The organism is Arthrobacter sp. HMSC08H08, assembly GCF_001807575.1.
Taxonomy (GTDB): domain Bacteria; phylum Actinomycetota; class Actinomycetes; order Actinomycetales; family Micrococcaceae; genus Pseudoglutamicibacter; species Pseudoglutamicibacter albus.
Window position 1 is genome coordinate 231,943 of record NZ_KV789376.1, and the last position, 23,282, is coordinate 255,224.

The following is a 23,282-nucleotide window of genomic DNA, read 5'->3' on the forward strand; positions in this document are numbered from 1 at the left end:
CGTGCTTTCGGGCTCACCGGCGGCTTAGGCTTATACGTATAGCGTTATCACCACAACCATTGACGGCCCGGGGACATCACAGTTTCTTGGGTAACGTGATCAAGACAGCTCCGCCGGTTGCAGAATTCGCGGGGCATAGAACAGGAGTGAGTTCCGATGTCTGAGACCGTGAACCTGCCCGAACTGGGCGAATCAGTTACCGAAGGAACCGTGACCCGCTGGCTGAAATCCGTCGGCGATTCCATCGAAGTAGACGAACCGTTGGTGGAGGTCTCCACCGATAAGGTCGACACCGAAATCCCATCGCCAGTAGCTGGCGTTATCCAGGAGATCCTCGTTGATGAAGACGAAGACATCGAGGTAGGCGCCCCGCTGGTCGTGATCGGCGATGGCGAAGGTAGCTCCGATAGCGACTCCGACGATTCCGGTGAAGACTCCGCCGAGGAGGCCGAAGAATCCACGGCAGAGGAAGAGTCCGCTGAAGAAGACTCCGCTGCTGAAGACAACGAGGATTCCGGGGCTGAGGATTCTGGTTCCAAGGATTCCGGGGCTGAGGATTCTGGCGAGAAGACCGAGATCAAGCTCCCTGAGCTTGGCGAATCCGTGACCGAAGGCACCGTGACCCGTTGGCTCAAGGAAGTCGGCGACTCCGTCGACGTTGACGAGCCACTCATCGAGGTCTCCACCGACAAGGTCGATACCGAGGTCCCTTCCCCTGTGGCAGGCACCTTGCTTGAGATCAAGGTCGAAGAAGACGAGGACGTCGAGGTTGGCCAGGTCCTGGCGGTCGTCGGTTCCGGCTCCGCTTCCTCCTCCGATGATTCGAAGGAAGAAGCTTCCGAGGAACCAGCTGAGGAAGAATCCTCGGCAGACGAGGCTACTGAAGAAGCAGCTGAAGAGTCCAAGCCAGAGGCCAAAGACGAACCTCAGGAAGAGGCTCAGCCTGAGCCTGCTTCGAAGGAAGAAACGTCATCGGCACCAGCTAATAAGTCCGCTGCCGGCTACGTGACCCCGATCGTCCGCAAGCTCGCCAACGACAACGGCGTTGACTTGAACTCAATCGAAGGTACCGGCGTTGGCGGCCGCATCCGCAAGCAGGATGTTGAAGCAGCGATTGAGAAGCAGAAGTCCGCCTCCGCTTCGCAGCCAGCAGCTTCGGCGGCTGCATCCGCTGGCTCGGCATCTTCCGGCTCTGCAGCGAAAGCACCTTCGAATGTTCCTTCGCCTGAGGCGCTCAAGGTTCGTGGCACCACCGTCAAGGCGCCACGTATCCGTCAGGTCATCGCTTCCCGCATGCGTGAGTCGCTGGACATCTCGACCCAGCTGACCCAGGTCCAGGAAGTCGACATGACCCGTATCGTGCAGTTGCGCAAGCAGGCTAAGGCTTCCTTCCAGCAGACCCACGGCGTCAACCTGACCTACCTGCCGTTCATCACGAAGGCCGTCACGCACGCTCTGACCCAGATCCCTGCGTTCAACGCCTCCTACGACGAGGAGAAGCAGGAGATCACCTACCACGACGCCGAGCACATCGGCATGGCTGTGGACACCGAACGTGGCCTGTTGGTTCCGGTCATCGCAGACGCCGGCGACTTGTCGCTGGCCGGCGTGGCTAAGAAGATCGCCGAATCCGCTGAGAAGGCACGCACCAACAAGCTCAGCCCGTCTGACCTGGCTGGTTCGACCTTCTCGATCACCAACATCGGTTCGGTCGGTGCGCTGTTCGATACCCCGATCATCAACCAGCCAAACGTCGGAATCCTGGGTACCGGTGTTATCGAGAAGCGTCCACGCGTTGTCACCGACGAATACGGCAATGACGCGATCGCTATTCGCCACATGATGTACTTGTCGTTGACCTACGATCACCGACTCGTTGACGGCGCTGACGCGGGTCGCTTCCTGCAGACCGTCAAGGCGCAGCTTGAGAACGCAGAGTTCGCGTCAGAGCTCGGCCTCTAAGACTGCTAGCCGTCCGCGTATTGACATGATCCCGGGGCCGCAACCGTCAGGTAGCGGCCCCGGAGCCATGTACCGCGGATCCCACATTCCTAGATTTCTACCTAAGCTCCCGCTTGGACAAGGACCTTTTCATGCACGTACTGCAAGATATTCTCCTGGCGCTGCACATGGTTGGCCTGGCCGCGATTGTTGGTAGCTGGCTCACTCATTTCAAGCCAGCAACCGTGACCGTGTGGCAGGTTTACGGCGCGATCATCCAGGTAGTCACCGGCCTTGGCATGTTCGGCACCACAATGGCCATCGGCGGCCAGATCAACCACATGTGGTTCGGCATCAAGTTCCTGTTGGGTCTAATCATCCTGGTGTGCGCACTCATCGGCTACGGCAAGGCAAAGAAGGGCCAGGAAGTCCCAACTGGGCTCGCCCACGGTGTGGGTGGCCTCGGCTTCCTCACCATCTTCTTCGCTATCTTGGGCCGCTAAACCGCTATCCTTTAGGCTTGGCCGCAGCTGCGATGGTTTCTATCTTCCAGCTGCGGCCAACGCGTTTAAAGCCCACATCAAGAACATCCGTACGGCCTGCTTCGCGAGAAACAACGCGGCCAGTCTCCGTTTCTATCGAGTGAGCCTTCAGCTTCACTTCAACAACCGCTGAAGCAAGCTTGCCTTTCTTCTGCTTGGTATCGATGCTCACGCGTTCCAGCTTCATCTCGACACCTGCAAACCGCTGCTTCTCTGCTTGCATCTTCTCAAGCATCTGCCGATCACTCTTCAAACCGGCGGCCTTGACGGTATAGACCTTGTCTAAAGCCGCTACGTCACGCTGCTTGAGCGCAGCCATCCGTGCTTTAAGCTGTTTTTCGACATCGGCCCGTGTGAGTCGTTCATCCTCTGATGCACGCTGACTCGATCCGGCTTGTTTGCCTGGCGCGTCCTCGGTGCTGGATGCGCTCGCTACAGGCTTCGCTACGGTAGTCTGCGTAGCTTGCGCGGCATCCTGCGAACGCGGGCCAGCGAAAACCATGAGTCCGGCAACTGTGAGCATTCCGAGTGCTGCGACCCCGATGATCGCCGTGGTTGGCGTGATCTTCGCTCCACGTAAACGCGAACCAAGCCTGGCGCCAGCTGCGCGTTTGCCAGGCCTGTGTTGAGTCAGCATCAAGGCCCGCCCCTCGGCACGTACAGCCTCGTCAATGTTCAACGGCTCTGGTTCTTGAACAGCCAAAACCTCCGGGGCAAGTTCCTCTGCGGCTGGGCGTTCGCGCGGATCAACTGATAAGCAATCATCGATCAGTTGCGCGAAGCGTTCGTCGATGCCCTTGACCGTGAGAGGCAACGGAACACGGTGTTCGGCTGCAGCTGGTGGCTCCCCTGTCACAACGAACCAGGCGAGAGCTCCCCAACCCCACACGTCGCGGGCTTGATCCGCTACTTCCTCTGCTGGTGCGAACCCTTCAGTGAAACTTTTGGCAGGCGCCGCCCCGAGGGAACGTGCATTACCCGGATCGATCAAAACCGGGGCTCCGTCGGCCCGGAACATCACGTTCTGCGGGCTCACATCTCCGTGCACCGCGCCGTGCGCGTGAAGGTGTGTCAAGGCTTGGGCGATCGGCACGAGCAACGTCACCGCCTCCCCTACCGGAAGCGAGCCTCGCGCCTCGATCAGATCAGCCGCTGACCCTCCAGGGACAGCTTCCATCACGAGCCGCCGCGTGTCTTCAGCAGCCGTCCCAGCTGGCGCCTCCTCACGATAAACATCTTCGGCGTCGGAAAGAATCTTGACCAGGTGCGGGTGATCCCACGCCGCCGGAGGGCTCGGCATATCGTGCTGGGCGGTTGCTCTGCCCCTCCGTACGGCAGCCGTCAGGCCGTCATAGTTTTCAAAATGCACATCCGCTTCCCCACCTGAGCGAAGGTACTGGCGGATGTCACGGCTCAAATCCGGCGAGGTATCAGAACCTGTAATGACTCGCATGAACGGGTCATCCCGGCTCAGTGGAGCATCCTCATGCTCTGAGTCTTCAAAATCAGTGGCTTCAGGCTCACAGCCTTCGGGATCGCTACCGTGAGCGTCTGGGTCTTGGGGCTCGTATGCCATGGTGCCCTCACTCTCCGCGTCATAAAACTCAATCCGTGGACGTTCTGGATTCAGTGTGCAGCATTTCCCGCCTTCCCTGCTCGGTTGTCCACAGGTAGGGCGTCTAGACACAGATTTTCCGTTATTCACAGGCCACGTAGTCCCCGGCGTTATCCCCTAACTCCGGTGTGCGCGGTCGTGGGGATTATGCTGGAGAGCATGAGCATCAACGTGTTGGAACCCGGTTATGGCAAAGACGCCGTGGAGTATATGAAGGCGTGGAGTCTGCAGCAGCGGATCCATGACGAGGTAGTTTCCGGGAATGTTCAGCCGACCGTGATCATGCTGGAGCATCCGCCAACGTACACAGCGGGCCGCCGCACACAAGATTCCGATCGCCCCACTGACGGAACCCCGGTAGTCGATGTTGACCGCGGCGGTCTCATTACGTGGCATGGCCCCGGCCAGCTGGTGGCCTACCCGATCGTTCCTCTACGGGATCGTGCCGCGATCAAATCCTTCGTGTGGGCGTTGGAAGAAGCGATCATCAAGACTGTCGCTGATTTCGGGATCACCGCCCAGCGCGTCGAGCAACGCGCGGGCGTCTGGGTGCTGAAAGAGGGCGTACAGGATGAGAAGATCGCCGCGATCGGCCTCCACATCGATAACGGTGTTTCGATGCATGGGCTCTCCCTCAACGTCAACAACAGCCTCGCCCCCTACGATGTGATTGTTCCGTGCGGTATCCAGGATTCCGGAGTCACCACGATGGCGTTGCAGGCAGGCAGGAACATCGAAGTGGCCGATGTGGTTGAGTCCTTAAGCGGGCACCTCTTGGAGGAGCTTGCCCCCGTGGTTACCACACCCGAGAACGAATCTGAGCAGCAAAACATCAAGGAGAACACTCAAGCATGAGCACCCCAGCACCAGAAGGCCGCCGTCTTTTGCGCGTCGAAGCACGCAACGCGGCTGTCCCTGTGGACCGGAAGCCTGAGTGGATCCGCGCCGAGCTCAACATCGGCCCTGAATACGTGAGCCTCAAGAAAGACGTCCATGCTAAAGGCCTGCACACCGTGTGCGAGGAAGCCGGTTGCCCTAATATTTTTGAATGCTGGGAAGACCGCGAAGCATCGTTTTTGATCGGCGGCTCGCAGTGTACCCGGCGTTGTGATTTCTGCCAGATTGACACCGGCAAACCACAGCCGCTCGACCCAACCGAACCGCTCAAAGTCGCTGAGTCGATCCGTGAGATGCAGCTACGCTACGCGACCGTAACCGGTGTGGCACGTGACGACCTCGACGATGGCGGGGCATGGCTGTATGCGGAAACCGTACGTAAGGTTCATGAGCTGAACCCGAACACCGGCATCGAACTGCTTATCCCCGACTTCAACGGCGAGCCGGCCGCCCTCGATCAGATCGTGGAATCCGGCCCTGAGGTGTATGCGCACAATGTAGAAACCGTGCCGCGTATCTTCAAACGCATCCGCCCCGCATTCCGCTACGAGCGTTCCATGGACGTGATCCGTTACGGCAAGGACCGCGGGCTCATCACCAAATCCAACTTGATCCTCGGTATGGGTGAAACCCGCGAAGAGATCTCTGAGGCCCTCCGTGATCTGCACGAGGCCGGCACCGACATCATCACGTTGACCCAGTACCTGCGCCCAACACAGCTGCACCTACCGGTAGACCGGTGGGTCACCCCTGCTGAGTTCGTTGAGCTCAGCGAAGAAGCAGAAGAGATCGGTTTCGGTGCCGTCATGGCTGGGCCGTTGGTCCGTTCCTCCTACCGTTCTGGGCGTTTGTGGGCTCGCGCCATGAAGAACACCGGCAGGGAGATCCCGTCCCACCTCAGCCACATCGACGACACCGGTTCGGCACGTCAAGAAGCCGCTTCGCTCGTCTAACTCAGCAACCGCCGAAGCTGAACGCGAAGGTCTAAGGCAACGGAATCCAGAGCGACGGGGTCTGCCATCAATGTTTGAAACGCCCACCAGCCAACCCATACCGCGGATAGCTACCGCTACCGTGGTGGGTTTGCTTGCCTTGGCAGCCCTGGGTGCGTGCGGATCCCAGGAAAACCCGGCACCGGCTGAACCGACACCGACCACGTCTGCGAGTACATCGGCAAGCCCTACACCGAGCGAAGAACCCTCCGAGGAGCTCGATGCGTGGCCGAAAGACCTCACCCCCGTGAGCGCGCATACACTCAAGGACCCGGTTCTTGAACACGCGTTCACTATCAAACAGGTTCTCGTGAACCCACAAGGGCTACCTGATCCGCCGAAAGGCACGGGATGGCTCCTGGCGCAGGTTGAGGTGACACCAGGCGAGACCACGATGAACGAACCGAGCTGTTCGTGGATCCAGGTCTCGCGCGCATCGAGCTACGTACCGGGGGTATCGCATCAGGTCATTGCGGCCTATGCTGAAGATCTCAACAAGGTCGATGCATACGAAGATTTCGATATCACCCCGTTGTCCGCGCCTGAATCTGGGGCTCCAGTCACGGGTTGGTGCTTGTATCAGGTCAAGGACCTCAACTCGAAAAAAGCTGCATCCGATAAATCTAAGAAATCTGACAAGCCTTCCACCGTGGATGGCACGCAGTTGTGGATGCATGTGCGCCGCCCTGCCATGAAGGACCCGGGGAACCAGAGCTACCCTGAATACGTCGAATCTTCCCGGATCCGTTTCCAGACACATGAATCGACAGCCGGCGCTAAAGAATAGAGCACAGTCCCGCGTTAGCTCAAGCATTACCGGCGTGACCGTCTAGAATGGTGCATTATGGCCAGACTTGATCAGAACGCTCGCGAGCAGATCGCGAAGCTGCGTGAACAACAAAAAGCGGAGAAGCAGGCGCTTAAAGACGCCAAGAAGCGTGCCCGCGCTGAAAAGAAAGAATCGGGACGCGGCGGTCAGATCCGTGAAATCTTCCGGATGACCCGCGAAGCGAAGCCAGCCCTCCCGTGGATCATGCTGGCTATCGTGTTGGGTTCCGGTGCGATCGGTTTCGGTATCGGCTGGTTGCTGAAGAACTGGATCACGTTCCTGATCCTCGGCCTCGTGATTGGCCTCATGCTCGCGATGTTGTACATGTCGCGCAGCGGTGAGAAGGTCGCGTTCCAGAAGATCGAAGGCCGCCCCGGTGCCGCCGGTGCGGCGATGTCTGTTCTGCGCCGAGGATGGGTTTTGAAGGAAGAACCGGTCGCGGTCTCTCCTCGTACCCAGGACCTCGTGTTCATGGCTATTGGCCGCCCTGGTGTTGTCCTGGTCACGGAAGGCCCTAACGGCCGGGTCCGTTCCCTCGTTGAGGGTGTTCGCCGCGACGTTGAGCGCGCGGTCCGCGGCGTTCCTGTAACGATCATCAACTCAGGCTCCGGTAAGAACCAGACTCCGTTGCCTGAGGTTTCCAAGACGATGAAGAGCCTGCCTAAATCGATCTCCCGTCAGGAAGTCCGTGCTGTTGATCAGCGGCTCTCAACCTTGCGTTTGTCCAAGCCACCTATCCCTAAAGGTATGGACCCTAACCGTCCACCACGCATGTCCCGCCGTGCATTGCGCGGCAATTAACGGCTAGCTCGGAAGCCAACCAGTTGGTCTCCTAGCGTGGAGTCCTGCCCTCTAATAAGCCGATGGCGGTGGAGTTTTCCTCTCCACCGCCATCGGCTTATTTGCGGACGATGCGGCCGCGCTCCCCGCCGCGAACCACAGTGAGCACGAGGCCGCGGACGCGGTCGTGAACACCTCGCTGGTCCGCGTCCATCACCACGGCAGGGATGACCAGAAGCAGCAAGACAGTGCGGATCAGGGCGTCCAGCGGTGAGATTGGGGTACCGTCGAGGCGCTGGACCTGCATGCCTAGAATCCAGTGGCCTATGGTGCGCCCAAAGATCGTGAGCATGACCAACGTCATGACCACGAACACCACAAGGTTCAGCCACGGCAGCTGGTCGCGGCTGATGAGCCAAGACACGCCCATCGCAAGCCCCCAGTCGATCAACAAAGCCAGGATGCGTGGGCCCATGCGCCCCACCGCGCCAGGGCCAGATTCTGGGCGGCCAAGCCCCGCACCGGGATATTCGCTGTTATGGGTTTGTGGGGGTCCACTAATCCACGAACCGATATCGGCTCGCGTGACGCGGGTCTCGCGTTCATTCTCGGGTTTCTTGGCCATAGGCCTCATTCTACGTGGCGAGCCCACCGCCCACTGTGCCTAACCGCCCTGGCTTCTGCATGGGTGAAAACCTGTTCATCTCACAAAACCAAGCCCCCGCCCCGGCAAAACCACCAAGGCGAACGAGTTATTGACTAAACTGGGATGTGAGGACCGCTCATTCTCAACGGACCACACACCATGCCTAGGAGGCTACAGACGTGTTCACGTCAACCGAAGAAGTACTGACCTTCATCGAACAAGAGGAGGTGCAGTTCGTCGATATTCGGTTTACAGACCTGCCTGGCATGCAGCACCACTTCAACGTGCCGGCCTCGACGGTTGACGAAGACTTCTTCGTCAACGGCCAGCTGTTCGATGCGTCCTCGATCCGCGGTTTCGAAGGGATCGCGAATTCGGACATGCAGCTGATCCCGGACATCAAGACCGCGTTCGTTGACCCGTTCCGTGCGGCAAAGACCCTCGTCATGACCTTCTCGGTGGTCAATCCACGCACGGGCGAGCCGTACGGCCGTGATCCACGCGGCGTCGCGGAACGGGCTGAAGCCTACCTCGCATCGACCGGTATCGCTGACACTGCTTTCTTCGCATCCGAAGCCGAATTCTTCATCTTCGATGACGTCACCTACTCGACTGAACCGCACAACACCGGGTTCAGCGTCGACTCCGTAGAAGCTGCTTGGAACACCTCCGCTTTGGAAGAAGGCGGAAACCTTGGCCACAAGATGCGCACCAAGGGCGGCTACTTCCCGGTCTCCCCTAACGATAAGCAAGCTGACCTGCGGGATGACATCTCGCTCAAGCTCACCGATGTGGGTCTCAAGGTTGAGCGTGCACACCACGAAGTCGGTGCGGCAGGCCAGGCAGAGATCAACTACGAGTTCAACACGCTCGTGCATGCGGCAGATGACCTCATGAAGTTCAAATACGTGGTCAAAAACGTCGCTGAAGAGTGGGGTAAGACCGCAACGTTCATGCCGAAGCCGCTGCAGAACGACAACGGTTCCGGTATGCACTGCCACCAGTCCCTCTGGAGTGACGGCAAGCCGCTGTTCTACGATGAGCTCGGCTACGCGAACCTCTCCGACACGGCCCGCTGGTACATCGGCGGTCTGCTGCACCACGCATCGGCGGTCATGGCGTTCACGAACCCGACCGTGAACTCCTACCGACGCCTCGTCAAAGGCTTCGAAGCGCCAGTGAACATGGTGTACTCGCAAGGCAACCGCTCCGCCGGTATCCGCATCCCGATCACCGGATCCAACCCGAAGGCCAAGCGCCTCGAGTTCCGTGCACCGGATGCCTCCTCCAACCCATACCTCGCTTTCGCGGCCCAGCTCATGGCGGGCTTGGACGGTATCCGTAACCGCATCGAACCGGCAGACCCGATCGATAAGGACCTCTACGAGCTCCCACCAGAGGAAGCCGCAGACATCCAGAAGGCACCAGAGACCCTCTCCGAGGCGCTCGAAGCGTTGCGTGAAGACCACGAATTCTTGCTCGCAGGCGACGTCTTCACCGAAGACCTCATCGAAACCTGGATCGAGGATAAATACGAAAACGACGTACGCCCGATGATGGCTGCCATCACGGCACTGGAATACGAGCTCTACTACTCGCTCTAAACCAGGCATGTTGAGGGGCTAGGAACCATGTGGTTCCTAGCCCCTCAACAGTTAACCGCTGTGCTCGGCGCTGCTCGCCGCGGCGCTGTTTACCATGGCTTTCACCGTGGCTGTTCGCCGTAGAACAGCTCCTCGAAGACTTGCCGGGCCCGCCGCGCAACACGTAGCCACGCTTCTTCCAGTTCAGGCCCGGCGTCTTTGCCCCAGCCGATCCACGTCGCTACTGCAGAGATCTCCGAGCGGCTCGAGGGGAAAGAGTCCGAGGCCCGGCCCGTGCATGCCATGTTGGCAGCACGCACGTCAGTCGCTAACTTCCAGGCGGTCTCGAGGCTCTCGGCGTCCTCTTGGCTGATGAGCCCGGCGTGATGGCCTGCACGCAACGCCTCCAACGTGTTCGTGGTCTGTAAGCCCGGGTAGCGTTTAGCGAAACGTAGCTGCATCGACTGAACCAGCCACTCGACATCGCTCAAACCGCCTGGCCCCAACTTCACGTGCCGGCGTGGATTCACTCCGCGCGGCAACCGCTCTCCCTCAACACGTGCTTTGACTCGCCGGATCTCCTGGAGTTCCTTTTCTGAGAGGCCGTGCTGATACCGCACCGGGTCGATCAGTTCAACGAACTTAGCTCCAACTTCCTCATCGCCTGCGAACGGGCGGGCACGCAACAAAGCCTGCCGTTCCCAGGTTTCTGCCCACTTCTCGTAATAGTCGGCATAGGAGTCCAGCGAGCGCACGAGCGGACCGTTTTTACCTTCAGGGCGTAGATCGACGTCGATCTTCAGCCGGTGCTCTGCCAGGATCGGTGGCGTCAACGAACCCGAAAGCAGATGCCCCAAAGCTGAAGCCATACGGTTGGCCTGTTGTTTAGCCGCCTCAGGGTCACCCCCCTCGACAGGCTCGTACACGTACATCGCATCCAGGTCAGAGCCGTAACCGATCTCCGCGCCACCTTGCCGGCCCATCGCAATCACTGCGAACTGAGCGAGCTCGCCATGCTCGGCTACCTCTTGCCGCCGAGCAACATGCCAAGCCCCCATCACGGCGGCCTGATCCACGTTTGACAGCGCCCTGCCTAATTCTTCTACATCGATCAGCCCAGAACCATGAGCCAAAGCAACACGCAACAACTCCCGCCGCCGCGCAGTCCTCACCAACTGCATACCGCCATCGGCGGCGTCCTCATGCCTATCCAGCTTGGCTGAAACCTGCTTCCACAACCGCTCCCAGCTACGCGGTTGCAAATCAGAGTCGTTGCCGAGCCACGCGGTCGCCTCCGGCGATACCTCCAGCAGATCCACAACCATCCGCGACGTCGACAAGATGCGGCACAACCGCTCCGCACCCGCCGGGGAGTCACGCAGCATAGACATGAACCACGGGGTTGAACCCAACGCGTCAGAAAGCCGCCGGAAACCAAGCAGGCCAGCATCCGGGCTCACGCCATCGGCAAACCATTCCAGCATGACCGGCAGCAAGTGCCGTTGCAGGGCTGCGGTACGCGAGATCCCGCCGGTCAACGCTTCGATGTGGCGCATCGCCTGCTTCGGATCCGCATAGCCCAAAACCTTCAGACGCGCTTGAGCGGCCCCCGGGGTGAGCCGCACTTCATCATCCTGTAGGCCGGCGGCTGCGGCCAGCAATGGCCTGAAGAAAATCTTCTGATGCAGGCCACGGACACGGGCTTTGATCTTCCGCCACGCCGTCAGCATGTTCTCGGCAGTCACAACCTGCCGCTCATCAGGCGAGGCGACACCGCGGGCTAGCGCTCTCTGCTCGGCCTCCGATTTCGGCATCGCGTGTGTACGCCGCAACCGAACCAGCTGAATCCGGTGCTCCAAGCTACGCAAATACCTGTAGTCCGCGCTGAACTGGCGGGCATCATCGCGCGAGATATAGGCAGCGCTTGCTAACGCATCGAGCGCCTCCAACGTGCCACGCACCCGTAACCCCTCGTCCACGCGGCCATGCACAAGCTGCAGCAGCTGCACCGTGAACTCGACGTCACGCAGCCCGCCCGGTCCGAGCTTGATCTGCCTCTCAACCTCGGCTTGCGGAATGTTATCTGTGACTCGCTGGCGCATCTTCTGCACTGCTTCAACAAAGCCGTCGCGGCGAGAGGCTTCCCACACCATCGGCCAGATCGCCTCGATGTACTCGTCTCCGAGCGCGGTATCGCCTGCAATCGGCCTGGCTTTCAGCAGCGCCTGGAACTCCCAGTGCTCCGCCCAGCGCTTGTAGTAGTTCAGGTGCGAGGCCAGCGTGCGTGACATCGCGCCGTCTTGACCCTCAGGCCGAAGGTTGGCATCCAGCTCCCATAACGCAGGTTCCTTGCCGGTGGAACCCACGATGTGTCCCATCGCCTTCGTGAGGTTAGCCGCGATGTCCTCGGCGCGTTCAACGGCCTGCGTCTCAGCGCCTTCCTCTACCGAATGCACATAGATGACATCAACGTCAGAGACGTAGTTCAATTCTCTCGCGCCGCATTTACCCATCCCGATCACGGCCAACCGCACCTGGGTCACATCGGTGTCCGGATACGTGTCAGCCACGTGCCGGTAGGCGATCGCAAGCGCCCCGTCAACGGCCGCGGCCGCGAGGTCTGCAAGTTCAGCCGCAACCATCCGCACCGACTCTGCGGCGTCATCGGCGCACACGTCTTTCATCGCGGTGTCCAGAAGCTCCGCTCGATACGCCACGCGCAGTGCTGCGACGGTGGCGTCGTCGGCTACAGCGGCGATCGGAACATCGGATTGCGGGTCAGCGCCGACGGCGGTGAGCATCTTGGCGCGCAACCCACTGGGATCCGATGGCTCGTATTCACTTGGCCGGGCAATACTGAACGCTTCGGCTTGGTCGGGGTGGCGCAGCACGAAGTCGATGAGTGCCTCTGAGGCGCCAGCGAGCATGAACAGAGGCTGATTCCGTTGCGGATCTTCCACTGTCTCTGCCAGCGAGGGCACCCGCTCAAGTAACCGGATCACGTTCAGCAAGGCCATGTCCGGGTCAGCGGTAGCCCGTAGCGCTTCAAGCACCCTCACGTGATCGATATTCGTGAGCTCTTTAGACCTCAACAGTGCCCGCGCACGCTTCGAATCGTTGAATCCGGCGGCGCGAACCGCGCGGTCAATGGTAGAAGAGTCAATGCCGGGAGAGTCAACGGTCGACGAGCCAATCGCGGGAGAGGCAACGCTGGATGCCTCGACGGTGGATGGATGTTTATCCTCTTGTGGATGGGTCATGGATTCTTCTACAGCATCCCCAAGTAACGGCGCAGTTCAAACGGGGAAATGTCTTGGCGGTATTCGTCCCATTCGGCTCGTTTATTGCGCAGCAGCGCATCGAAAACCCACTCGCCCAGGATGTCAGCAACCAGCTCGGAATTCTCCATCACGTGGATCGCTTCATGCAGCGTGGAGGGCAACGGATCCAAGCCAAGCACGCGGCGTTCTCGGCTTGTGAGCGAGAAAATGTCTTCCTCGGTTGGGTCGCCGAGGTCGTATCGATCGCGGATACCTTTGAGTCCAGCACCCAGGATGCATGCGTAGGCCAGATACGGGTTCGCGGCCGAATCGATGCCGCGGTACTCGACGCGGGCGGATTGGCCCTTGTCTGGCTTATACAGCGGGACGCGCACGAGGGCGGAGCGGTTGTTGTGGCCCCACGAGATGTGGCTTGGCGCTTCTCCCCCGCCCCACAAGCGTTTATAGGAGTTCACAAACTGGTTGGTGACCGCAGTGAATTCCGGCGCGTGAGTTAATACGCCGGCGATGAACTGGCGTGCCGTGGTGGAGAGTTGATATTCCCGGCCACCTTCAAAGAATGCGTTACGTTCACCCTCAAACAACGAAAAATGGGTGTGCATACCGGAACCGGGGTGTTGTGAGAACGGTTTAGGCATGAACGTCGCATAGATACCTTGCAGTAGCGCGACTTCTTTAATGATGGTGCGGAAGGTCATGAGGTTATCCGCGGTGGTCAGCACATCGGTGTAGCGCAGGTCGATCTCGTTTTGTCCCGGCCCCGATTCGTGGTGGGAGAACTCAACGGAAATACCGACTTCTTCGAGCGTGGTCACGGCCTTGCGGCGGAAGTCTTGTGCGATGCCGCCGGCAACGTGGTCGAAGTAGCTCGCCGAATCGACCGGTTGAGGGTGCCCGTTGGCGTCCATCTCATCGCTGCGCAGCAGGTAGAACTCGACTTCCGGATGCGTATAGCACGTGAACCCCATGTCTGCGGCCTCTTCAACCTGTCGCTTCAAGACGTGGCGCGGATCCGCCAACGATGGCTCGCCATCGGGGGTCAAGATGTCACAGAACATGCGGGAGGTCGGCTCGATGTTGCCTCTCCACGGCAACAATTGAAACGTTGTAGCGTCCGGTTGCAGGAGCATATCGGACTCAAAAATCCGGGAAAGCCCTTCGATCGAAGAACCGTCGAAACCCAGCCCTTCACGAAACGCGCCTTCGACCTCCGCTGGGGCGAGCGCTACAGATTTAAGCGAGCCCACAACGTCGGTAAACCACAACCTGACGAATCGGACATCGCGCTCCTCAATGGTTCTGAGGACGAAGTCTTGCTGACGGTTCACTCAATGCTCCTTCATTGCATGCCTGCTGCCGTGGCTGGCTTTCTAGGGTCTTCCCGGGCTTCGCGGACCTAGCGGGCTATTTCGCGGGTCTGGCTCCCCATTACTAGTCTTCGTCTTCTTCGTCCCATTCGCGAGTGCGTTCTGCCGCGATCTCGTAGGCGCGTGATGCTTCTTCCGCGCTACGGTAGGGGCCCATCCGCTGGGACCCGATGGACTGCGGGCCTTTCTCCACCTCACCGGTTGAGGTGTTGAACCAGTATTCGCCTTCCGGTGCGTTCTGTGTCATGATCTTCCCCCTTCTCTTATGAGCCGCGCGGCCCCTTCCGGGACCACTTCACCGCAACATGGTTGATGCCGCGGCCTTGACCTTCCCTCTTCACATTACGCGGTTCTGCCCCACAGGTGGGTCCTAAACTGGTGACATGACTGATTCTTCTGCTGCACCGTCTTCGTCCGCTTCCTCCTCGCGCGCAACCGCGCCCATCGGGAATCTGACGAAAGGCCGGGTTTCTGCGCTCCGAAAGGTCCCAGGGAACATTCAGCGCCCTCCCTACGTGGGTAAGCCGGGGCCTGAAACCTGGGACGGCGGAGATGTTTATTCCCCGGAGGAAGTCGAACGGATTCGCGCGGCGGGCCGTATTGCCGCTGATGCCCTGCAACTGATCGGTGAGACGGTCAAGCCTGGCATGACCACGGATGAGGTCGATGCGATCGGTCACGAGTTCCTCATCAAGAACGGCGCGTACCCTTCAACGCTTGAATATCAGGGCTTCCCTAAGTCCACGTGCACCTCGCTCAACGAGGTTATTTGTCACGGCATCCCTGATGACACGGTCATCCAGGACGGTGACATCATCAACGTGGACATCACCGCATATAAAGACGGCATGCACGGCGACACCAACGCGACATTCCTTGTGGGAGATGTGGATCAGGAATCCCGCGACCTCGTTGAGCGCACACGCGAGGCCATGATGCGCGGTATTCGCGCGGTCAAGCCGGGGCGCCAGATCAATGTGATCGGCCGGACCATCGAGGTCTATGCCAAGCGGTTCGGGTTAGCTGTGATCCGGGACTTCACCGGCCACGGTGTAGGTGGCGCGTTCCACTCCGGACTGATTGTTCCGCATTACGATGCCGCACCCGCTTATGACACGGAGATGGTGCCTGGCATGGTTATCACGATCGAGCCGATGCTGGCGCTCGGTACGCACCGCTGGCAACAATGGGATGACGGCTGGACCGTGGTGACAGCCGACCGTAAACGCACAGCCCAGTTTGAACACACGCTGGTTGTTACCGAAGACGGCGCCGATATCCTCACGCTACCGACGCCGTAGTTCGGCCGTGTTTTAGGGAGCCGTGTTTTAAGAGAGCCGGCGGCGGTTCGGGCTTCCCCTCCCGAACCACCGCCGGAGATTTATGTGGCGGAGAGCGTACGTTGATGTGGAGGCAACGTTGTCTCTGGGTTTTCCCGCAACGCTTTGATCGCGTCTTCAAAATCTTCGAGGGTTTCAAAGCCTTGATACACGGATGCAAACCGCAGGTAGGCGACCTGATCGAGCCGGCGTAGCGGGCGAAGGATCGCAAGACCTACATGGTGCGCATCGACTTCCGCCCGGCCTTCCGCACGTATTGTCTCTTCGACTTCTTGGGCGAGCATCGCCAGGTCGTCTTCCGATACTGGCCGGCCTTGGCAGGCTTTCGAAACACCAGAGACGATCTTGGCGCGGCTGAAAGGTTCAGCGACACCTGAGCGTTTCACAACCGAAAGGCTCGCGGTCTCTACCGTGGTGAAGCGGCGCCCACACGAACTGCATTGGCGGCGACGACGAATCGAATAGCCGTCTTCGGTTGCGCGGGAGTCAACAACACGCGATTCAGCATGCCTGCAGAACGGACAAAACACGCGGCTGACCTCCCTTCACAACAGTGCTCAGGCTGTCACCTCAACGGTCTGCACAGTCCAGACACTCGTTTCACACACGCAACGTGCATCACAATCATAACCGGCATTACGTGAATCACCAACATGTAATTACTACATCTAGTAATCCGCTACAAACACACCCACGGGACTTAGGGTTCTCATAGCGAAGCTGTTGGGGGTCACTGAGCTCCACCGCGGGCCCAGCGCTTCTCTATCGCTACTCAGAGCTCGCGGGCCGTGACAGCTTCGCCGTGTGCCGGTAGATCTTCTGCGGAAGAGAGCGCCAGAACATGCTCGGCCACTTCAGCAAGTCCTGCACGGTCATAGCGAATCTCTTGAATGGCCTTGAGGAAGGTCGTGACGTTCAGCCCGGACGCGTGACGAGCCGTCCCCATGGTTGGTAGAACGTGGTTGGAACCGGCCGCGTAATCCCCGAGGCTCACCGGCGAATAGGTTCCCAAGAACACCGCACCAGCCTGAGTGATGAGTGCGGCGTCTGCTTCTGGGTCTTCTGTAAGCAGCTCAAGGTGCTCGGCGGCATAGTGATTCGCGGCAGCGATCGCCGCATCGTGGTCATCCACAAGCACGATGCCGGACTGTGGGCCGGAGAGCGCCGTCAACACACGCTCAGCGTGCTTTGTTTTTTGCGCTCGTTCTCGCGTCTCGGCGCGGAACACATCCACCAGCTGCGGATCCCACGTGATGATAACGCTGGCCGCGTTCGGATCATGCTCAGCCTGGGAGATCGCATCAGCTGCAACGATCTTCGGATCGGCGGAGGCGTCCGCGACGATCGCGATCTCGGTCGGGCCGGCCTCAGAATCGATACCGACTTCGCCTTTGACCATCGCTTTCGCAGTCGCGACGAAAACATTGCCCGGCCCGGTGATCAAATCGACCGGCTCGAGCGGGGCATCCAGACCGGCGTCGGCGTCAGCTTCTAGACCATAGGCCAACGCGCCGACCGCTTGCGCGCCACCCACCGCATACACTTCCTGGATCCCCAGAAGCTGCGCGGCAGCAAGAATCGTGGGGTGCGGCAACCCCGTTCCGTCTTTAGCCGGCGGGCTCACGAGCGCGATCGAACCAACACCTGCCTCTTGCGCAGGCACCACATTCATGACAACCGAGGACGGATAGACCGCCAAACCACCCGGGACATAGAGCCCGACGCGCCGCACTGGCTCCCACCGCATCGTGACACTCGCGCCAGGGCCAAAGTTGGTTGTGGTCGGGCCCGGCTTGTGATCAGCGGCGAACGTGCGGGCGCGCTCGATCGCGACCTCGAGACCGCGGCGGACTTTCTCATCGAGTCCAGCCAACGCGTTTGCCATCGCCTCAGCCGGAACGCGAAGGGAAGGAACGGCGACCCCATCGAACTGTTCGGTCAGTGCCGTGACAGCTGTAGCGCCGCCTTCGCGCACCATCTTGAGGATGTTTTCGACAACGCTCTGATGCTCCATGCTCGTGCTGGCCTCCAAACGGGGCAGGCCAGCGCGGATGCCGGCATCATCGGCTCCACGCAGATCGATCAGTGGGAGGACATCAGTTTCTTCTACGTTGCTCACCCTCCCAGTCTAGGAGCCGAAGCATGCGGTGCGCCCATGTGTCACACCGTGTGACACTGCCGCTGAGCTAGATGAGACAGTCCGGCCCTAGGAGCACCTTGAGGTCGCCGAACAGTGCTGCGTTCGGGGTGACCTTGTATTGGGAACCCAACCGCATCGTTTCAATCGTGGCGCTACCGATGAGTTTGACCCGCACTTCGGATTTACCGGGGTGGGTTCGCAAGACGTCACCGAGTTGGCGGATCACCGGCTCGGTGGCCTGGTGTGTTGGGATCTGAACCAGCAAAGGGCCTGAGCCGCCGTCAGCGGTGATGTCTGGGATCTTGAGCTCTTGCGCAGAGATCGAGATCGCCCCGTCATCGCGGCGCTGGAAGCGGCCCTTGACGGTCACGATGAGGTCCTCTGCCAACAAGGTCGCGATCGGCTGGTACGCCTGCCCAAAGAACATGACCTCGATCGAACCCGAGAGGTCTTCAATCTCACATTTGGCGTACGGGTTGCCCGAGTTCTTCGCAACACGCCGCTCAAGGTTGGTGATCATCCCGGCGATCGTGATGGTGTGCCCGTCTTGCGGGCCACGGTCGGAGACCACGGTTGCGATCGGCATGTCAGCGAGCCTGCCGAGCGCATCCCCCAGCCCCTGCAGCGGGTGGTCGGATACGTAGAGGCCCAACATTTCACGCTCGAGGCTGAGCTTTTCCTTCTTATCCCATTCAGGAATGTCAGGGATTTCAACATCGAGCGCGTTCGCCAGGCTCTCATCCCCGGACATGCTGAATAAGTCGAATTGATGTGCGGCCTCGTGGCGTTTGAGCGCCATCGCTTGATCCACAGCATCTTCGTGGATAGCGGTCAATGCACGGCGATGGTGGCCGAGGTCGTCAAAAGCGCCTGCTTTGATGAGGGATTCGATGGTGCGCTTGTTGAGCGCTTGCGGGCCGACTTTGTTGAGGAAATCGGAGAAGGACTCGAAACGTCCCTTTTCTTCGCGGGCCTCCACGATGGCTTCCACAACGTGGCTACCGACGTTACGGACCGCACCGAGCCCGAAGCGGATGTCACTTCCGACTGGGGCGAAGTTGTTTTGGGATTCATTGACGTCAGGCTGCAGAACCTTGATGCCCATCCGGTGGCATTCGTTGAGGTAGAGCGCCATCTTGTCTTTATCTGTACCGACCGAGGTCAACAGCGCGGCCATGTATTCGGCCGGATAGTTGGCTTTGAAGTAGGCGGTCCAATAGGACACGAGTCCGTAGGCGGCGGAGTGCGCTTTGTTGAACGCATAGTCAGAGAACGGGAGCAGGATGTTCCACAGCGAGGTGATCGCCTCCTCGGAGAAGCCACGTTCGACCATGCCGTCATGGAATCCCTGATACTGGCGATCCAACTCTTCTTTCTTCTTTTTACCCATCGCACGCCGCAAGAGGTCTGCCTGGCCCAGCGAATAGCCTGCGACTTTCTGCGCGATCGCCATAACCTGTTCCTGGTAGACGATCAAACCGTAGGTGGTATCCAGGATTTCTGCGAGCGGTTCAGCCAGTTCCGGGTGGATCGGGGTGATCTCCTGCTGCCCGTTTTTACGCAACGCATAATTCGTGTGGGAGTTAGCGCCCATCGGGCCTGGACGGTACAGCGCGATGACCGCGGAAATGTCTTCGAAGTTGTCTGGACGCATGAGGCGCAGCAGAGAGCGCATCGGCCCGCCATCGAGCTGGAAAACACCGAGTGTGTCGCCTCGAGCCAGCAGCTCATAGGCCGCCTTGTTGTGGGTGTCGAGCCGTTCAAGGTCCGGAACCTCTCCCCCGTTGAGGCGGATGTTCTCCATCGCATCAGAGATGATCGTGAGGTTACGCAGACCCAAGAAGTCCATCTTGATCAGGCCGAGGGATTCACAAATCGGGTAGTCCCACTGCGTGATGACCTGTCCGTCTTGGAGGCGACGCATGATCGGCACAACATCGATGATCGGTTCCGAAGACATGATGACCCCGGCCGCGTGCACACCCCACTGGCGTTTGAGGCCTTCCAAGCCTTTCGCGGTTTCGAAAACCTTGCGGGCTTCCGGGTCAGATTCGAGCAGTTCGCGGAATTCGCCGGCCTCGCCGTAGCGCGCGGCATCTGGGTTCTCTACGTCCCACAGCGAAATGTCTTTAGCCATCACCGCTGGCGGCAAAGCCTTAGTCAGGGTCTCGCCCATCGCGAACGGGTGACCCAGCACGCGGGAGGCATCCTTGAGTGCCTGCTTTGTTTTGATCGAACCGTAGGTCACGATCATCGAGACCTTATCGGCACCGTATTTTTCGATCACATACTGGATAGTTTCGCCGCGGCGGCGATCGTCAAAGTCGACGTCGAAGTCCGGCATCGAGACACGTTCCGGGTTGAGGAAACGCTCAAAGATCAAGCCGTGCTCAAGCGGGTCCAGGTCAGTAATACGCAACGCGTAAGCGACCATCGAGCCCGCACCCGACCCACGCCCAGGCCCCACACGGATGTCGTGGTCCTTGGACCAGTTGATGAAGTCCGCGACCACCAGGAAGTAGCCAGGGAAACCCATACGCTCGATAATCCCGAGCTCGTATTCGGCCTGCTTCTGGGATTCTTCCGGAACTCCATCCGGATAACGGTAGTGCAGGCCGCGCTGAACCTCCTTGACCAGCCACGTGTGCTCCGTCTCCCCTTCCGGGACCGGGAACTGTGGCATGTATTTGCCGATCGATGGCTCAAAATCGACCTTGCACCGTTCAGCGATCATCAACGTGTTATCGCACGCTTCAGGCAGCTCGCTGAAAAGCTCACGCATTTCACGCGGTGACTTCAAGTAGTAGCTGGAACCGTTGAACGCGAAACGTTTACCGCCCTGATCATACGAGGGCTCCAACAGGGTTGAACCTGACTGGATCGCCAAGAGCGCTTCGTGTGCTTTCGCGTCTTCTTCATGCGTGTAGTGAAGGTCGTTAGTCGCAACCAGCGGCAGGTTGAGGTCTTTAGCTAGACGCATCAGATCGCCACGCACGCGGTGCTCGATTTCGAGCTCGTGGTCCATGAGCTCGAGGAAATAATTCCCCTCACCGAAAATGTCTTTGTACTCCCCGGCCGCACGCAGCGCCTCATCGTATTGACCCAGCCGCAAGCGAGTCTGAATCTCACCCGATGGGCAACCCGTTGTTGCGATAACACCCTTGGAGTATTGGGAGATCAGTTCACGGTCCAGGCGCGGCCAACGCGAGAAAACCTGATCCAGCGACGCCTTCGACACCGCCTTGTTGAGGTTGTACCAGCCTTCGTTATTCTCCGCCCACAGCGTCATGTGGGTATAAGCGCCACCACCGGAGACGTCATCGCCCTTTTGATCACGCGTACCCCACTGCACACGCGTGCGGTCGCTACGTGCAGTACCTGGAGTCACATACGCTTCAACACCCAAGATGGGGTTGATGCCTTTGTCTTTAGCCTTCCGATAGAAATCGTAGGCACCGAAAAGATAGCCGTGATCGGTGATCGCCATCGAATCCATGCCCAACCGTTGGGCTTCTTCGAAAAGATCAGTAACACGGGCCGCACCATCCAACATCGAATATTCGGTGTGGGTGTGCAGGTGAACAAAACCATCGTCAAGACTTCCAGCCACACCACCATGGTAGCCAGCACTACGGCCCTTACCGGGGACGGCTCGGCATCAACCCACAAGTATCACCGAACAGTGTGGCGCGGCTCCCCTAGCGCTGTTCCTTCTACGCTCTGTTTCTTCTACGCGGCGTTCACTCTTCACGCAGAAGCTCGAGTGCATCCACAAGATCCTGCGGATACGGGGCATCCAGGTACATCTCTTCCCCGGTGACTGGATGTGTGAAACCTAACTCTTTAGCGTGCAGCCACTGGCGCGTCAGGCCCAGTTTTGCCGCCACGGTCGGGTCAGCTCCGTACTGCTGATCCCCCACGAGTGGGTGGCCCATCGCGGAGAAATGCACACGGATCTGGTGGGTGCGCCCAGTCTCAAGTTTGACCCGCATCAGCGAGGCGATCCCGAATGCCTCTTCAAGCTTGTAATGGGTCACGGCGTTGCGGCCATCCGTGACTACAGCGAAACGCCACGTCGCGTTCGGGTGCCGGCCAATCGGTGCATCGATGGTGCCTTCCATCGGATCAGGTAGCCCTTGGACCACGGCGTGATAGATCTTGGTCGGCGTGCGGTCTTTGAACGCTTGCTTGAGCCCGGCATAGGCGGGTTCGGATTTCGCAACAACCATGAGCCCCGATGTGCCCACATCGAGGCGCTGTACGATACCGGCACGCTCTTGCGCTCCTGAAGTTGCGATCGCAATACCCTGGCGTGCCAGCTGTCCCGTGACAGTCGGCCCCGCCCATCCCGGGGAGGGGTGCGCGGCGACCCCGACCGGTTTGTTGATCACCACAAGGTCGGCGTCTTGATACACAATCGGGATGTCCTGCACGGGTTCCTCCACTTCTTCAGCCGCTTCGATCCTCACCGTAATCTCAGAACCGGCGTCCGGGCGCATCGACTTCAAGCCACGCTGCCCATCCACGCTCACCTGTCCGTCTTGGATCATCTGAGCCGCGAGCGTTCGCGAGACGTCTGCGGCTTTAGCGACCACCACATCGAGCCGTTGTCCCGTACCTGCCACCGTGATGATGCGCGCATCAGATTCGTAACTCACGCGTCCTCCTGAGCGACTGTTTCGCCGCGTTCGCTGGGGCTTGCTCCGCTGGAGCTTCCCCCGCTAGAGCTGCTTTCGCTCAAGCTCTGTTCTTTCAGCTCCTTCAACGGCACGTTGCACCAGATCAACAACACGATCGCGACCACGCTGCATGTGATCAGGGAGTCTGCGATGTTGAAGATCGCGAAATTGCCAACCGAAATGAAGTCCACCACGTGGCCGTGTCCGAAAGCTGGTGGGCGGAAAAGCCGGTCCGTCAGGTTACCGAGCGTTCCGGCGAGCAACGAAGCAAGAGCGATGGTCCACAAACGCGAGCGTGTCTTGAACAACGTGATCACTACCGCCACGGAAACCACCGCCATGAAGACGGTGAAGACCCATGTGAAGTCCTCACCCATCGAAAACGCCGCACCCGGGTTCCGGATCGAATACCACTTAAACCACGGCTCGATGACCCAACGGATCTCGCCGATTCTCATCTGCGTTTCAACCCAATACTTGGTCAGCTGATCAAAGCCGTAACCGATCACCAGAATGATGCCCGCGATGATCGCGAGACCTCCACGGGATGCGGTGCTCTTCGACGTTGTCATAGGTACCCTTCTGGTGCCGGCAATCAAATGGATTCAAAAGCTCGATAGTTATGGAGCTACAGCCACAGGTATAAGGCT

The 23,282-nt window shown here is 59.5% G+C and carries 18 protein-coding genes; 8 read left to right on the plus strand and 10 right to left on the minus strand.

The features are described 5' to 3' along the window. Positions 1-156: 156 nt before the first annotated feature. Together sucB and HMPREF3175_RS02330 are read left to right on the plus strand one after the other, a co-directional pair. The gene (gene sucB, locus HMPREF3175_RS02325; RefSeq protein ID WP_070490508.1) at positions 157-1,962 is read left to right on the plus strand and encodes a 2-oxoglutarate dehydrogenase, E2 component, dihydrolipoamide succinyltransferase; all 1,806 of its coding nucleotides are present in this window, start codon (positions 157-159) and stop codon (positions 1,960-1,962) included. Positions 1,963-2,093: 131 nt separating this feature from the next. Further along, positions 2,094-2,444, plus strand: coding sequence for a hypothetical protein (locus tag HMPREF3175_RS02330; RefSeq protein WP_035754502.1), 351 nt, complete (start codon positions 2,094-2,096; stop codon positions 2,442-2,444). Positions 2,445-2,448: 4 nt separating this feature from the next. On the opposite strand, the gene HMPREF3175_RS02335 is transcribed toward HMPREF3175_RS02330, so the two are convergent. After that, positions 2,449-4,059, minus strand: a complete 1,611-nt coding sequence (locus HMPREF3175_RS02335; RefSeq protein WP_070490510.1) for a protein kinase domain-containing protein — start codon at positions 4,057-4,059, stop codon at positions 2,449-2,451. Positions 4,060-4,245: 186 nt separating this feature from the next. Between HMPREF3175_RS02335 and lipB the strand changes: the two genes are divergently transcribed. The 4 genes from lipB (at position 4,246) to HMPREF3175_RS02355 (ending at position 7,617) form a co-directional block, all read left to right on the plus strand. Then, positions 4,246-4,953 (plus strand): lipoyl(octanoyl) transferase LipB, encoded by a 708-nt coding sequence (gene lipB, locus HMPREF3175_RS02340; RefSeq protein WP_256173888.1) that lies wholly within the window; start codon positions 4,246-4,248, stop codon positions 4,951-4,953. Further along, a complete protein-coding gene (gene lipA, locus HMPREF3175_RS02345) occupies positions 4,950-5,948 on the plus strand; it encodes a lipoyl synthase (RefSeq protein WP_035754501.1) in 999 nt (332 codons plus the stop codon). The genes lipB and lipA overlap by 4 nt, the downstream gene beginning before the upstream one ends. Positions 5,949-6,018: 70 nt before the next feature. Then, positions 6,019-6,774 (plus strand): hypothetical protein, encoded by a 756-nt coding sequence (locus HMPREF3175_RS02350; RefSeq protein WP_141739808.1) that lies wholly within the window; start codon positions 6,019-6,021, stop codon positions 6,772-6,774. A 57-nt stretch (positions 6,775-6,831) separates the two neighbouring features. Beyond that, positions 6,832-7,617 carry a DUF4191 domain-containing protein gene (locus HMPREF3175_RS02355; RefSeq protein ID WP_035754499.1) on the plus strand — a complete coding sequence of 262 codons (786 nt, stop codon included), beginning with the start codon at positions 6,832-6,834 and terminating at the stop codon, positions 7,615-7,617. A 97-nt stretch (positions 7,618-7,714) separates the two neighbouring features. Here the strand turns inward: HMPREF3175_RS02355 and HMPREF3175_RS02360 are convergent, their stop codons facing one another. Further along, the gene (locus HMPREF3175_RS02360; RefSeq protein ID WP_070490512.1) at positions 7,715-8,221 is read right to left on the minus strand and encodes an RDD family protein; all 507 of its coding nucleotides are present in this window, start codon (positions 8,219-8,221) and stop codon (positions 7,715-7,717) included. 200 nt (positions 8,222-8,421) lie between these two features. Here HMPREF3175_RS02360 and glnA (HMPREF3175_RS02365) point away from each other — a divergent pair, with 200 nt between their 5' ends. Beyond that, complete coding sequence (glnA, locus tag HMPREF3175_RS02365; RefSeq protein WP_070490514.1) at positions 8,422-9,846, plus strand: type I glutamate--ammonia ligase; 1,425 nt, start codon at positions 8,422-8,424, stop codon at positions 9,844-9,846. Between the two features lie 101 nt (positions 9,847-9,947). Here glnA (HMPREF3175_RS02365) and HMPREF3175_RS02370 read toward each other — a convergent pair whose 3' ends face one another. From HMPREF3175_RS02370 to HMPREF3175_RS02380, 3 genes are all read right to left on the minus strand, one after another. Continuing rightward, positions 9,948-13,085: a bifunctional [glutamine synthetase] adenylyltransferase/[glutamine synthetase]-adenylyl-L-tyrosine phosphorylase gene (locus HMPREF3175_RS02370; protein WP_083285387.1), complete on the minus strand. Its 3,138-nt coding sequence runs from the start codon at positions 13,083-13,085 to the stop codon at positions 9,948-9,950. A gap of 8 nt (positions 13,086-13,093) precedes the next feature. Further along, the gene (gene glnA / locus HMPREF3175_RS02375; RefSeq protein ID WP_035754497.1) at positions 13,094-14,434 is read right to left on the minus strand and encodes a type I glutamate--ammonia ligase; all 1,341 of its coding nucleotides are present in this window, start codon (positions 14,432-14,434) and stop codon (positions 13,094-13,096) included. Between the two features lie 103 nt (positions 14,435-14,537). Then, positions 14,538-14,720 (minus strand): hypothetical protein, encoded by a 183-nt coding sequence (locus HMPREF3175_RS02380; RefSeq protein ID WP_035754496.1) that lies wholly within the window; start codon positions 14,718-14,720, stop codon positions 14,538-14,540. A gap of 136 nt (positions 14,721-14,856) precedes the next feature. On the opposite strand from HMPREF3175_RS02380, the gene map reads away from it, so the two are divergent. Continuing rightward, entirely contained in the window at positions 14,857-15,774 is a 918-nt protein-coding gene (map, locus tag HMPREF3175_RS02385; protein WP_083285389.1) for a type I methionyl aminopeptidase, read from the plus strand. Between the two features lie 80 nt (positions 15,775-15,854). On the opposite strand, the gene nrdR is transcribed toward map, so the two are convergent. The 5 genes from nrdR to lspA all read right to left on the minus strand — a co-directional run bounded on the left by nrdR (position 15,855) and on the right by lspA (position 23,204). Next, positions 15,855-16,343 carry a transcriptional regulator NrdR gene (gene nrdR / locus HMPREF3175_RS02390; RefSeq protein ID WP_035754495.1) on the minus strand — a complete coding sequence of 163 codons (489 nt, stop codon included), beginning with the start codon at positions 16,341-16,343 and terminating at the stop codon, positions 15,855-15,857. 242 nt (positions 16,344-16,585) lie between these two features. After that, entirely contained in the window at positions 16,586-17,932 is a 1,347-nt protein-coding gene (gene hisD / locus HMPREF3175_RS02395) for a histidinol dehydrogenase (protein ID WP_070490516.1), read from the minus strand. Positions 17,933-17,999: 67 nt separating this feature from the next. Beyond that, positions 18,000-21,563, minus strand: a complete 3,564-nt coding sequence (gene dnaE, locus HMPREF3175_RS02400) for a DNA polymerase III subunit alpha (RefSeq protein ID WP_141739809.1) — start codon at positions 21,561-21,563, stop codon at positions 18,000-18,002. A gap of 130 nt (positions 21,564-21,693) precedes the next feature. Further along, positions 21,694-22,611, minus strand: coding sequence for an RluA family pseudouridine synthase (locus HMPREF3175_RS02405; RefSeq protein WP_370991808.1), 918 nt, complete (start codon positions 22,609-22,611; stop codon positions 21,694-21,696). Next, positions 22,608-23,204 carry a signal peptidase II gene (gene lspA, locus HMPREF3175_RS02410; protein ID WP_070490518.1) on the minus strand — a complete coding sequence of 199 codons (597 nt, stop codon included), beginning with the start codon at positions 23,202-23,204 and terminating at the stop codon, positions 22,608-22,610. Before lspA ends, HMPREF3175_RS02405 begins: the two co-directional genes overlap by 4 nt. Positions 23,205-23,282: the final 78 nt, after the last annotated feature.

Bases quoted from the DNA above. Each gene is read 5' to 3' on its own strand.
- sucB (WP_070490508.1), top strand. From the start codon at position 157: ATGTCTGAGACCGTGAACCTGCCCGAACTGGGCGAATCAGTTACCGAA.
- HMPREF3175_RS02330 (WP_035754502.1), top strand. From the start codon at position 2,094: ATGCACGTACTGCAAGATATTCTCCTGGCGCTGCACATGGTTGGCCTG.
- HMPREF3175_RS02335 (WP_070490510.1), bottom strand. From the start codon at position 4,059: ATGGCATACGAGCCCCAAGACCCAGACGCTCACGGTAGCGATCCCGAA.
- lipB (WP_256173888.1), top strand. From the start codon at position 4,246: ATGCTGGAGAGCATGAGCATCAACGTGTTGGAACCCGGTTATGGCAAA.
- lipA (WP_035754501.1), top strand. From the start codon at position 4,950: ATGAGCACCCCAGCACCAGAAGGCCGCCGTCTTTTGCGCGTCGAAGCA.
- HMPREF3175_RS02350 (WP_141739808.1), top strand. From the start codon at position 6,019: ATGTTTGAAACGCCCACCAGCCAACCCATACCGCGGATAGCTACCGCT.
- HMPREF3175_RS02355 (WP_035754499.1), top strand. From the start codon at position 6,832: ATGGCCAGACTTGATCAGAACGCTCGCGAGCAGATCGCGAAGCTGCGT.
- HMPREF3175_RS02360 (WP_070490512.1), bottom strand. From the start codon at position 8,221: ATGGCCAAGAAACCCGAGAATGAACGCGAGACCCGCGTCACGCGAGCC.
- HMPREF3175_RS02370 (WP_083285387.1), bottom strand. From the start codon at position 13,085: ATGACCCATCCACAAGAGGATAAACATCCATCCACCGTCGAGGCATCC.
- HMPREF3175_RS02380 (WP_035754496.1), bottom strand. From the start codon at position 14,720: ATGACACAGAACGCACCGGAAGGCGAATACTGGTTCAACACCTCAACC.
- map (WP_083285389.1), top strand. From the start codon at position 14,857: ATGACTGATTCTTCTGCTGCACCGTCTTCGTCCGCTTCCTCCTCGCGC.
- lspA (WP_070490518.1), bottom strand. From the start codon at position 23,204: ATGACAACGTCGAAGAGCACCGCATCCCGTGGAGGTCTCGCGATCATC.